The 13174-nt window shown below is 44.7% G+C and carries 9 protein-coding genes; 7 read left to right on the top strand and 2 right to left on the bottom strand.

What is annotated here, in order from left to right:
• The first annotated feature begins 331 nt into the window (after positions 1–331).
• Entirely contained in the window at positions 332–1300 is a 969-nt protein-coding gene (locus PV403_RS17585; RefSeq protein WP_332085456.1) for a tRNA dihydrouridine synthase, read from the top strand.
• Between the two features lie 230 nt (positions 1301–1530).
• Here the strand turns inward: PV403_RS17585 and PV403_RS17580 are convergent, their stop codons facing one another.
• Complete coding sequence (locus tag PV403_RS17580) at positions 1531–2136, bottom strand: hypothetical protein (RefSeq protein WP_332085455.1); 606 nt, start codon at positions 2134–2136, stop codon at positions 1531–1533.
• A gap of 237 nt (positions 2137–2373) precedes the next feature.
• Here PV403_RS17580 and PV403_RS17575 point away from each other — a divergent pair, with 237 nt between their 5' ends.
• Together PV403_RS17575 and PV403_RS17570 are read left to right on the top strand one after the other, a co-directional pair.
• Positions 2374–3531, top strand: coding sequence for a cobalamin-independent methionine synthase II family protein (locus tag PV403_RS17575; RefSeq protein ID WP_332085454.1), 1158 nt, complete (start codon positions 2374–2376; stop codon positions 3529–3531).
• A gap of 292 nt (positions 3532–3823) precedes the next feature.
• A complete protein-coding gene (locus tag PV403_RS17570) occupies positions 3824–4393 on the top strand; it encodes an SF0329 family protein (protein WP_332085453.1) in 570 nt (189 codons plus the stop codon).
• A 243-nt stretch (positions 4394–4636) separates the two neighbouring features.
• On the opposite strand, the gene hcp is transcribed toward PV403_RS17570, so the two are convergent.
• The gene (hcp, locus tag PV403_RS17565) at positions 4637–6325 is read right to left on the bottom strand and encodes a hydroxylamine reductase (protein ID WP_332085452.1); all 1689 of its coding nucleotides are present in this window, start codon (positions 6323–6325) and stop codon (positions 4637–4639) included.
• Between the two features lie 212 nt (positions 6326–6537).
• Between hcp and PV403_RS17560 the strand changes: the two genes are divergently transcribed.
• From PV403_RS17560 to PV403_RS17545, 4 genes are all read left to right on the top strand, one after another.
• Positions 6538–7560, top strand: a complete 1023-nt coding sequence (locus PV403_RS17560) for a 2-oxoacid:acceptor oxidoreductase family protein (protein ID WP_332085450.1) — start codon at positions 6538–6540, stop codon at positions 7558–7560.
• Positions 7557–9854 (top strand): thiamine pyrophosphate-dependent enzyme, encoded by a 2298-nt coding sequence (locus PV403_RS17555; RefSeq protein ID WP_213535427.1) that lies wholly within the window; start codon positions 7557–7559, stop codon positions 9852–9854. Before PV403_RS17560 ends, PV403_RS17555 begins: the two co-directional genes overlap by 4 nt.
• Positions 9855–10149: 295 nt before the next feature.
• Complete coding sequence (locus tag PV403_RS17550; RefSeq protein ID WP_332085449.1) at positions 10150–11784, top strand: formate--tetrahydrofolate ligase; 1635 nt, start codon at positions 10150–10152, stop codon at positions 11782–11784.
• A gap of 519 nt (positions 11785–12303) precedes the next feature.
• Positions 12304–13167: an aldo/keto reductase gene (locus PV403_RS17545; RefSeq protein WP_332085448.1), complete on the top strand. Its 864-nt coding sequence runs from the start codon at positions 12304–12306 to the stop codon at positions 13165–13167.
• Positions 13168–13174 lie beyond the last annotated feature (7 nt).

Here is a 13174-nt window from a genome sequence, read left to right as displayed (position 1 = left end):
AGATAAAGCTACATACAACTCAAAAATGTAACGAATGAAGAGTCCTGGGAAGGGCTCTTTTGTATTAAAAAAACGGATAAGAGATGAGAGAAATTCAAGATTTGCTTCTATTTTTCGAAGAGGACCTTGTTGATGATAAATGAATAAAGCTAGGGTATACTGTAAAAATGATTTAAAACATTTACTCGAAAGTCCAAATAGATGCTAGTTCTTATTGGGGACAGATGGTGTATTCTATTGAATATGTGTGAAAGAAATTGAACTATTTTCGTTATTAATATTAATTCAGCATCTGAGATGTACCTTTAATGAAAGGATATGAAATTTAAATATGTCAGAAAATTTTTGGAATGACTTACCTAAACCTTTTTTCGTACTAGCTCCAATGGAAGATGTAACGGATGTGGTATTCCGACATGTTGTAGCTAAAGCAGGCAGACCTGATGTGTTTTTTACTGAATTCACAAACGCAGAGAGTTACTGTCATCCAGAAGGATTGAAGAGTGTTCGCGGACGCTTAATGTTTACGGAGGATGAACAGCCATTAGTTGCCCATATTTGGGGGGATCAACCTGAGAATTTCCGGCGAATGAGTATTGGCTTAGCGGAGATGGGCTTTAAAGGGATTGATATTAATATGGGCTGTCCTGTTCCGAATGTCGCACAAAGAGGGAAAGGCAGCGGCCTCATTCTTCGCCCAGATCTTGCGGCAGAACTTATAGAGGCGGCAAAAGCGGGCGGCCTGCCAGTAAGTGTGAAAACACGCCTTGGCTTTAAGGAAGTAGATGAGTGGAGAGAGTGGTTAACTCATATTCTAAAACAAGACATCGCGAACCTTTCCATCCATTTACGTACAAGAGATGAAATGAGTCAGGTCGATGCGCACTGGGAGCTCATTCCGGAGATTAAGGAATTACGTGACCAAATAGCGCCAAACACCTTACTTACAATCAATGGTGATATTCTTGACCGTCAAATGGGGCTGGAGCTTGCCACAAAATATGGTGTCGATGGCGTGATGATTGGGCGCGGTATTTTTAAAAATCCGTTTGCTTTTGAGAAAGAACCGAAAGAGCATAGCAGTAAGGAACACCTGGATCTCCTAAGATTGCAGCTTGATCTGCATGATCAATATATAGAAGAATTGCCTCGTTCCGTTTCAGCGCTTCATCGTTTCTTCAAAATATATGTCAAAGGATTCCGTGGTGCAGGCGAACTCAGAAATCAATTGATGAACACGAAATCTACAGATGAAGTACGTGCATTGCTTGATCATTTTGAAGCAAACCATATGGAGTGATACCGGTAATGAACTCTCAGAAGATGTACGATGGGCGAAGATTAAACAAGGACAATGTACTGCTCAGGAATTTGGGCAAGTAATATGTAACTAAGTTAAAGAGGAAAGTAGCTTCTCTCACTCAGACTGTCGATGTATGTATCGGCAGTCTTTTTTATGAATAGAAAAATGCACCGATCATACTCAGCGTATTTCGCTTATTTACAATAGAACACCCTCTTGAGCAAATATTAGTCTACGCTGCTCTTAAATCCATCAAGCATTCTCTTGGTTTCTGCTAAGGATCGAAGCTGGACAATATCTCCTCTTTCATTTAGTGTAAAATGTCCCTTAAAAGCATCTGGCATGGCATGATATTGTTTTTCTTCCTGTTCATACGCCTGAATAAAACAATCATATCCATATTTATCTACTAAATAGGGTAAACCAAAAGCAGAACGAAGCAGCTCATATTCTTGATAGTTAAATGGTGTGCTTTCAGGGCGCTTCATGAGAATTTCTGTGAATTTAGACATCAGTTTCTCGACTTCGTTCTCAGTAGCATACTTTGCATATCCTCGAATTGCAGTCAATCTCATATCTAGATAACGCTCTTTTTTAAAAGCTTTGAGAAAAAAATCTTTTAAATTGATATCCTCACAAAATACAAGTGCCTTCAATATGGTGTTACGAATATACAAATTTTTGGCTGGAAAATATAGTTCTGTTAAAAAATCAACATCTGTACTTGTTAACTCTATATCCTTACATTTTTCCAGCAGTTGTTGAAAATCGTCTTTATTTTCGAATCCCTTTTTTTGAGACATTTTCTTAAGTTCTACAATGATATCTTTCATTTGTGTTCCTCCCATCCTATATTTTTCCTGAGTATACAGCATTTCTGTGGAACAAAACAATTCGTCTATATGACTCACCCTTTAAGAAAACGATAATAACTATAGGGTAAGCTTAGTTGCTGGTTATAGCTTTTAGCTATAACCAGGTATTACTTTTAAGTGTTATGTGGATCGTATTCCTCCATGCTAGAATCAAAACAATACATAACGAGATGTACAAACAAGGAGGAAATGTAAATGTGCAATAGATTTCAAATCGTAGGTAGCTTGCTGCGTCCGTCGGACTTATTAGAATATAAACATGAGATTGAACACCGTGATGATATCACTTATCCCTTTTACCAAGATTTCGAGGGATATGAGCAGTGTGAAACGGATGCAATTAAATCTGTAGTCGATAAAGAAATTAAAAATGGTGTATCCATTCTTACCGATGGAGAGTATTCCAAATCGATGTGGCATTTGGATTTTGTCTGGGGCTTTGAGGGAGTTAGCCGCTATATCGCGGATCATGGATACTTTTTCAGAGATACGGATGGAGCTTCAAAATATGAGACTCGGAAAGATATTGGACTACGTATTACAGGCGAATTAAGCGGTAAAAACCATCATTTCATTCAAGTGTATAAAGAACTACAAGCCGCTGCGGGTGACCATGAAACGAAGCTGTGCGTACCATCTCCATCCCATATTTTTGGGGAATTATCTTGGTCAGATAACATTGGCGGCGCGGAAGCCGTATATAAAGATCGACATGAGCTTAAAGATGGTCTCGTTAAGGCTTATAAGGAATTTGTAGAGGATTTTGCCGCTGTAGGAGGAAAAATTCTGCAATTCGACGATTGCCTATGGGAGCTATTTGCAGATGATAACCCGAACTCTCCTTATACGGGCGAGAATATCGATCAAGAGGAAGTGCAGGCTCTTGCTACCGAATTTATTGACATTAACAACACAATCATTGATTATGGCCATAGCTTAGGTCTCAAAATGTGGACACATAACTGCCGTGGTAACTATGATTCCCGTAATATGGGCGGCGGCTCCTATGCCAAGATTGCGAATCTGTTCTTGAAGCAGCTGAAATACGATCGCTTTTTCCTTGAATGGGATGATGAACGTGCAGGCTCACTTGAGGCACTTGCCGTTTTCAAAGATAAGCCTGAAACAGAAATTGTACTTGGATTGTTGTCTTCCAAAACCAATACGCTTGACGATGAGGCTCGTGTAGTCAGAATGCTTGATGAAGCATCGAAAATCATTGATAAGGATCGTTTATTACTTTCTCACCAATGCGGTTTTGCGTCCTGTGATGGCGGTAATGAACTCACGGAAGATGAACAGTGGGCGAAAATTAATCAAGGACAACGTATTGCAGCGCAATATTGGGGTTAGTTGAATCGATTTCATCATACCTTTGGTTGCTTTAGTCCTATGTAAATTTAAGTTGAAGAGGGAAGTAGATTCTCTCACACGGACTGTCGATGGTACTTATCGGCAGTCTTTTTTCTATGCATAGAGGAACGTGCTGAAAATTAAATAAAGTTATGATAGAATCGGGGGAAGGCCTGAATGGATGATACAAAGTGTTTTAAGTTAATGAATGTCTCATCATACGAAAAGAAAGCATAGAAAGCCGGGCAACCGCAAAAATAGGTAGTTTAGGCTTTAAGAAATAGGAGGATACATGTCCTGGAGTAAATTGAAGAAAGAACTGGAGAGTTTTCTCTGTCCTGCGTTAGTTGGAAGAGTCGAATACCGTGCAACAAGTTATCATTATTTACTTGGTAAATCAGGGAATTGTTATATTTCCGTTGATAAGAAGAATGTACTCAACATGAGTGATCCAAATAACACGATCAGATGGTATCAGACAGAACAGGAAATTAAGAGTGATTCAACTATTGAAGTCCCGATTAGCAATGAAGAGATTGAAGAGGTCAGACAAGATACGAAGGGAACCGTTCCGGAGGATCGTTTAATCGTAATTGCAAGAAAGAAGAAAATAACTTTACTTGCTAAGGAGCTTTTGACAGCCCAAGCAACCTTAACTAAATCTAATTTTGTCGTTGTAGCAACAAAGTACTTATCTACTTCCATAGAGGATAACCTAGAAAGCAATGATATCTTATTGAATGTATTAGCATTAATCGACAGACGAGTTGGGAAGAAACGAATTCTAAACATGTCCGAGAAGATAAAGTTAAAGCATCCCATTGTTCAGTATTTTTATGAACTACGGCGTAGTACATTATAATAATAAATAACTTTCATTATAGAGTATTCAAGAGTAGATGAACTAACAATTGTCTTGGATCTCTTAACTGTAAGTGAAATGTGAATTCACTGACTTTAAGTATAAAAAAAGAAGACAACAGGATGGTTAAACTGTCCCCCACAGGATAGACTCTTTTCAAAGTGTCTACTCTGTAGGGTACAGTTTAGGTCCTGTGAGTCTTCTTTTTTTGTGTTCGTTTAGCAAACAAATACGGGTTATTTATTAGGCACCTAGGAACATTTTCATGTCATCTTCTACATTAGTAATACCGCCGATTCCAAAGTTCTCTACGAGTACTTTGGCAACGTTAGGCGACAGGAATGCAGGAAGCGTAGGGCCGAGATGAATATTTTTGACGCCAAGATAAAGCAGGGCAAGCAGCACGATAACTGCTTTTTGCTCATACCAAGCAATGTTGTAGGAAATCGGCAATTCATTGATATCCTCAAGTTCGAATACTTCCTTCAGTTTCAAAGCAATAACGACCAGGGAGTAAGAATCATTGCATTGCCCAGCGTCCAGAACCCGCGGAATACCGCCGATATCGCCTAGATCCAGCTTATTGTATTTGTATTTGGCACAGCCTGCGGTCAGGATGACCGTATCTTTCGGAAGCTCGGCTGCAAAATCGGTGTAATAATTGCGGGACTTCATCCGCCCGTCACAGCCGGCCATGACGAAGAATCGGCGGATCGCGCCAGTTTTCACAGCATCGACGATTTGATCGGCCACGTTCATCACAGCAGCATGAGCGAAGCCGCCAATGATCTCGCCTGTTTCAAGTTCTGTTGGAGCTGGGCATTCTTTTGCTTGTTCGATCAGCGCAGAGAAATCCTTTGGAGCGCCATCCGTTCCTTCTGGAATATGACGGACGCCCGGAAATCCGGTGTTGCCCGTTGTATAAATACGGTCCTTATAACTATCCTTCGGCGGAACGATACAGTTGGTTGTCATGAGAATCGGTCCGTTAAAGGCTGCAAATTCGCTAGTCTGCTTCCACCAGGCATTTCCGTAATTACCTACAAAATGCTCATATTTCTTGAACGCTGGATAATAGTGAGCAGGGAGCATTTCACTGTGCGTATACACGTCCACGCCGGTTCCTTCCGTCTGCTTCAGCAGTTCTTCTAAATCCTTCAGATCATGACCGCTGATGAGTATGCCGGGACGGTTTCTAACCCCAATATTTACCTTCGTTATCTCCGGATTTCCGTACACGGAAGTGTTTGCTTCGTCAAGCATCGCCATTGCGTTTACACCGTATTTCCCAGTTTCCATCGTCAAAGCTATGAGATCCTGTACTTCTAGGCTATCGTCAAGCGTAGCTGCAAGCGCCCGGCGCATAAATCGGTTCAGTTCGTTGTCATCCTTCTCCAGGTGAAGCGCATGATACGTATACGCAGCCATCCCCTTGAGGCCGTATGTAATCAATTCGCGCAGCGAGCGGATGTCTTCGTTACGTGTGGAGAGGACACCAACCGTACGTGCTTTTTCATCAAAAGCAGCCTCGTTATCCGCTTCCCACACAGCAGCATCCGGGAGACTCGCAGCTCGGTCCGGATATTGTTCATTATAATAGCCTCGCACCTCGCCGCGGAGCGCAATCGCTTCTCTTATTTTTCCTACAAAAACATCGCGGTCAAAGTTAGCGTTCGTAATCGTTGTAAACAAGGAGTCCATGATAAACAGCGATATACGCTGTTCAAGCACTTCTGGCAGCCTTACATCCAGACTGAGATAAGAGATACCTTTCAGCAGATAAATCAGCAAATCCTGCAGGTTTGCCACATCATGCGGTTTGCCGCATACCCCGATAAGGGTGCAGCCATTTCCTTTGGATGCCTCTTGGCATTGAAAGCAGAACATGGACGGCTGATGGTTTAAGGTCTGCTCTGTCACGTTGTTTTTCATTATCTTTCCTCCTGTTTTCATGTCATTCTTTATCGTTTGATTCAGTATAAGTTTGCCCTTCAATTGGACTGTCAGAAGTCAGTATACCCCGCCCTTAAAGCCGTATGGGTGATTGGAATCACTATTTTTGAGGTTGTGAGTAAAATCACAACCCACGTTCGTCTCTTCTTTTAAACTGGTATCATTGACCCTAGAAGAAATGAGGAGAGAAGATGTCGATTTTACCTCAAAAAAATGAACTGGGATTTTATGAGATCCGTCTTGAATCCATCGGCGGGCTTGGTGCCAACCTGGCCGGAAAAATGTTGGCCGAAGCTGGAGTGACTGGCTCTGGTCTGAACGGTTCCAATTTTTCTAGCTATGGTTCGGAGAAAAAAGGTTCACCGGTAAAGAGTTTCGTAAGATTCTGTGATCCAGAAGTCGAAATCCGTGATCACAGTCCCATTGAGCAGCCGCATGTAGTCGGCGTATTTCATGAAGCATTATATAAAACAGTTGATGTGATAAGCGGATTAAGGCCTAATGGAACGGTGCTTGTGAACACAGCGCGAGAACTTTCCGAAGTAGCCGCAGATCTGAACATGACGCAAGGTACGCTGGCCGCGATCGATGCGCTAAGAATTGCCGTTGAGGAAAAAACGAAAGTCAATACGGCGATGCTTGGTGCCTTGTTCCGGATTTGCAGTTTCCTTAACCCGGACGATATGCGGCAGGTTATCCGTAAAACGTTTGAGAAAAAGCTCCCACATTTCGTGGAAGCGAATTTGCGTACTTTTGATAGAGGATATAACGAAGTCCAGTTCCTTTCTTTAGAAAATGGCACAGAGCTTATGGACCAGGCGGCCTTCGTAAGACCACAGCCCATCCTCGGATATGAAACGCAGGAGCGGGGCGGAATACTGAAGGTTACAGCAAACAGCGTACTGAAGGATCTTAGCAGCTCCCGGCAAGGTTATTTGCCGGAATACAAGCAGGAGGACTGTATTAACTGTGCCGCCTGCGATACGGTATGTCCGGACTTCTGCATCGTATGGGAACAGAAACCGGATAAACGCGGCAACCTGCAGATGTTTATGAAAGGCATCGATTATCAGTACTGCAAAGGCTGCCTAAAATGTGTGGAAGCTTGTCCGACGAGCGCTTTGTCTGCCATGTTGGAAGAGTCGCATTATGCGCAGCAGCACCGGGTGCCGCAATCATTCCCCTATATAACTGCGGAGGGAGTCAAATCATGAACATGCAAATGACAGAAACAACGGAGAAAAAGATGCCGGCCGCTCAGACAGCGGTCTTTGAATCAGGCAACGAAATGGCAGCTATGGCTGCTGCCCAGATCAACTATCATATAATGGGTTATTTCCCGATTACGCCGTCTACGGAAATCGCTCAATATCTTGACATGATGCGTACGCGCGGCGAACACGATATCAAACTGATTCCAGCTGATGGTGAACACGGCTCTGCCGGGATCTGTTACGGTGCAGCTGCTGCCGGAGCACGGGTATTTAACGCCACTAGCGCGAACGGTTTCCTATATATGATTGAACAGCTTCCCGTACAGGCGGGTACTCGTTTTCCTATGGTCATGAACCTGGTAACGCGTGCGGTCAGCGGCCCATTGGATATTCGCGGGGACCATTCAGATCTTTATTACGGCCTGAACACTGGCTGGGTAATACTGACGGCCCGTTCGCCGCAAGCAGTATATGACCTCAATATCATGGCACTGCGTATTGCTGAACATGAAGACGTACGTCTGCCGGTTATCGTGGCTTATGACGGCTTTTTCACATCGCACCAAAAACGCCGGGTACAAATATTCACGAACCGAGAAACCGTGCAGGAGTTTGTAGGGGAGCAGGCGCCAGCATTCCCGCATGTGCTGGACGAGAACAATCCGATCGTTGTTGGGGCTTATATGAACGGCGACGATTTGATCAACAACCACTATCAGCAGTCAAACGCGATGTACCGTGCGGGCGAGGTATTCAAGGAAGTGGCGGAGGAGTATGCTGCATTGTCCGGAAGATCCTATTCGCCGCTAGATCTGTATCGCATGGAAGATGCGGAAGTAGCTTTATTCCTGCTCAATTCGGCGGCTGAATCGTCTAAAGACGTCGTAGACCGGCTGCGCGCAAAAGGGATTAAAGCGGGCGTGATCAGCCCGAATATTATCCGTCCGTTCCCGGCAAAAGAAATCCGCGAAGCGCTGACAGGTGTCAAAGCGCTGCTTGTGGGTGAACGTGCCGATTCTTATGGTGCGAACGGCGCCAATCTGACGCATGAGGTCAAATCGGCCTTACAGGATCTACGCGGACCGCAGCCGATTGTGCTTTCCCGTATATTTGGCCTTGGCGGGAAGGATTATTACGCGGATGACGCGGAAGCTTTCTTTGCCTTGGCGATCGAGGCAATGGAGCTGGGCTATGCGAAGGTGCCGTTTGATTATTACGGCCAAACACCAGGAGATGAGGTGAAAAAGCTGCAGCCGGTCATTGCGCCGATGAACGGGGACAGCTTTAAATCCGGTCTGATCACCGTAAAGGTGGATGAGGCGACAAACAAGCTGGCTGTTAGAGTGCCGCCGATGCGGGCACTTGCCGCCAAACCGAAACGGTTTGCTTCGGGTCATGGAGCCTGCCCGGGCTGCGGTATTTTCCCGGCACTGGAGCTCTTTTTCAAAGGGATTGAAGGCAATGTCGTTACTTTATTCCATACTGGTTGCGCTTATATCACCACAACGGGTTATCCGTATAACTCGCATAAACAGAGCTTCATTCATAACTTGTTCCAGAACGGACCGGCTACTTTATCCGGTACAGTAGAGGCATTCCTCGAGAAGAAACGCCGCGGAGAAATCGAAGTTCCCGAGGATTTCACTTTTGTCATGGTGACTGGGGACGGCGGTATGGACATCGGAATGGGTTCGGCAATCGGGACGGCGCTACGGGGCCATAACCTGATCATTCTGGAATACGACAATGAAGGCTATATGAACACGGGAGCACAGCTTTCGTACTCAACGCCTTTAGGCCACATGACCAGCACCTCCGGCGTTGGCAAACAGCAGCAGGGCAAACCATTCCATCACAAAGATACGGTGCAAATGATGGCAGCGGCGCATATTCCGTATGTATTTACAGGGACAGAAGCATTCCCGCAGGATCTTGTGAAAAAGGCGGCAAAAGCGCAGTGGTACGCCCAAAATGTAGGTACCGTCTACGGCAAGCTGCTGATCACATGCCCGCTGAACTGGAAATCGAGCGACAAGGATGGGGAAAATATCGTCCGTGCGGCTGTGAATTCATGCTTCTTCCCTCTGTATGAAGTGGAGCAGGGAGAAACGAATATCACGTATGATCCTGATGCGAAGAAGAAACGGATTCCGCTCGCCGACTGGCTGAAATATATGGGCAAATCAAGACATTTGCTTAAGGATGAAAATAAAGATATGCTTGGTGAATTTGAGAAAGAAGTGGAGCGGCGCTGGTCGATTCTGAAAGCAAAACACGAGAACCCGCTACTTTAATGGCGGAAAAACATTCGTGGAGTACGAACGGTAACTGGCTGAAGCACTGGCAAGGTTCACTAGGGTAAGTAAATTAGCTTAATTACTAATCTGTACCCTCTTTTGAAAAATGAGCCTGTACTAAAATCGCCTCAAGAAGGTTAACTATCTTGGGGGGATTTTTTTTATAATATAGGAGGAATAGCGTAAGAGATAGAGAACGACCGGATGTATATGGAGCAGTATTTTTGAGAGCTTGTGGATTCATGTTAACATTTTGAATAGTGAATTAAACAGGAGAGGTATGAAGGCATCTATGAAACCAATTACAGAAGTTGCAGCAAAGCTAGGGCTGGATATGGATCAGCTTGAACTTTACGGAAAGTGGAAAGCAAAATTATCCGAGGATGTATGGGAATCCATCTCACAGCGGCCAGACGGAAAGCTTATCCTCGTTACCGCGATGAATCCAACGCCAGCAGGGGAGGGCAAGACGCTCACAACGATTGGACTCACGCAAGGTTTGAATCGGATTGGAAGAAAAGCCGCAGCCGCACTGCGTGAGCCATCGCTCGGACCATGCATGGGAATGAAAGGCGGAGCGACAGGCAGTGGTAAAGCACAGATTGTGCCGGCTGAGGACATTAATCTCCACTTTACGGGCGATATCCATGCGATTACATCAGCACATAATCTGCTCGCGGCACTCATAGATAACCACATTTTCCAAGGAAACGAGTTGCGTCTTGACCCGGCTCGCATTGTATGGAAACGGGCGCTTGATATGAATGATCGACCCCTGCGTCAGATTGTCATTGGCATCGGCGATAACAACGGCACTGTGCGCGAAGATGGCTTCCTTATTTCGACGGCTTCAGAAGTAATGGCAGTGCTGTGTCTAGCTGAAGATATGGATGATTTAAGAGAGAGGCTCAGCCGAATCGTCGTGGCATACGACATGGACAAGCGGCCAGTGACGGCGGGTGAGCTTCGGGCGGTGGACGCGATGTGTGCCCTGCTTAAAGATGCAATTCATCCGAACCTGGTACAGACGATTGAAGGCGACCCGGTGTTCGTTCACGGCGGGCCGTTTGCGAATATCGCCCACGGATGCAGCAGCATACGGGCGACTCGCCATGCTCTCAAGCTGGCGGATTACGTCGTAACGGAAGCAGGATTTGGTGCAGATCTGGGCGCGGAAAAATTCATGGACATTAAGTGTCGTATGGGAAATTTGCATCCCGCAGCTACAGTCATTGTCGCGACCGTACGTGCGTTAAAATACAATGGCGGTGTACCGAAGCAGGAACTCCTGACGGAGAATGCTGAGGCGATACATAACGGATTCAGTAACTTACGTCGCCATGTGGAAAACATGCGTACCTTCGGTGTACCGGTAATCGTTGCGATTAACCGCTTTGCGGCAGATACAGAGGCAGAGCTGGCGCAGGTTGCGGATCTCTGTGCAGAGCTTGGTGTGAAGGCGATTATCTCAGATGCCTGGGAACATGGCGGCGAAGGCTGCCGCGAGTTGGCGCAGGAAGTGGCGGAGCTGGCTGACGGATCGGCAGCGGATACGTTCCAGTTGCTTTATCCTGATGACATGCCGATTACAGAAAAAATTGAGACGATCGTTACGCGAATCTACCGCGGAGCTGGAGTCAATTATCGCCCAGCTGCGAGGCGAGCACTGCAGGAATTAGAGCGGCTTGGCGTGCGTGACCTTCCTGTCTGCATGGCGAAGACACCATACTCGTTTACAGACCGACCTGCTGAACTTGGAGCGCCAGAACAGTTCACAATTGAGGTGCAAGATATTCGCTGGTCGGCCGGCGCAGGATTTATTGTCGTTCTGACCGGGAAAGTAGTTACGATGCCAGGGCTGCCTGAAGAGCCGGCGGCATGGCGCATAAGGCTGGATGAGGAGGGACATATCGAAGGCCTGTATTGATATATATGCAGGGTTAGATAGCTATCCTTCGTAAGTAAAGATTTTGTAAGAACAAATTTGGTAGACAATTTAATACTTTCTGCACGCATTGGCATATAAAATTGTTGTTGCATAGCAAAACGGGGAAGAAAAAATGGAGATGGGATAAGCCCAGATGCATTCATTTCTTCCCCTATTTTTATATCAATATATGACTTCAGCACACCCTCGTTTATCTATTTGCCGCGAATAAATTATTCCGTTAGCTGCTTGGCTTTTGGCTATTCTTCTAACTATTTTAGGTTTATCTCCCCATTATCCAAAAAAATCAACAATATTTATTGATGTGTTGAGTAATCAACGAATTGCGCTAAATTAACCATTGAACGCTATTTTAATCCATTTATAATTATAGACAGATGTTGATTAATCAATGAGTATTGATTTGTAGGTGAATTTAGCTTAGCACCTTGGAAACAATAAAATAGAGTCATTCAAAGAATTACATTAAAAAATTCCTAATATGAAAGGGGAAAAAGTATGTTTAACGAAACTTTCAAATTATCAAATGGCATAGAAATTCCCAAATTAGGTCTTGGTACATGGCTGCTTGACGATGCACAGACAGCACAGGCAGTTCGTGATGCGGTATCGATCGGATATCATCATATTGATACTGCTCAGGCTTATATGAATGAAGCTGGTGTAGGTGAAGGAATCCGTTCGTGCGGTGTCGCAAGGGAAGAACTTTTTATCACGACAAAGGTGGCTGCAGAAGCAAAGACCTATGATGCAGTTACACAGTCCATTGATGAGTCTTTAGCAAAGATGGGACTGGATTACATTGACCTTCTGATTATCCACAGTCCACAGCCTTGGAAGGAGTTCCGTGAGGAAAACCGTTACTTCGAGGAAAACAAAAAAGTATGGACAGCAATGGAGGATGCTTATAAGGCAGGCAAGGCAAAGGCAATTGGTCTTTCTAACTTCCTTCAAGATGATATAGAAAATATTCTTTCAAGTTGTGAAATCAAACCCATGGTAAATCAAATATTGGCACATGTGAGCAATACTCCTTTCGAGTTAATTGAATTCTGCCAGAAGCATGACATTCTGGTAGAAGCCTATTCACCAATTGCTCACGGTGCAGTCCTTGATCATGCAGAGGCGAAAGTAATAGCTGATAAGTATGGGGTATCTGTTGCCCAGCTTTGCCTGCGTTATGATATTCAGCTTGGTCTTGTAGTCATTCCTAAGACGGCAAATCCGGATCACATGAGAAACAATGCAGAGCTTGATTTTGTGATCAGCGATGCAGATATGGAGACTTTGAAAAATGTGGAGCACATCGAGAATTATGGTGAGCATAGCTTCTTCCCGGTATTTGGCGGGAAAATAAAATAAACAGGGT

This window comes from Paenibacillus sp. GYB006, assembly GCF_036577645.1.
GTDB lineage: Bacteria > Bacillota > Bacilli > Paenibacillales > Paenibacillaceae > Paenibacillus.
This window is presented reverse-complemented; position numbering and strand designations above follow the sequence as displayed.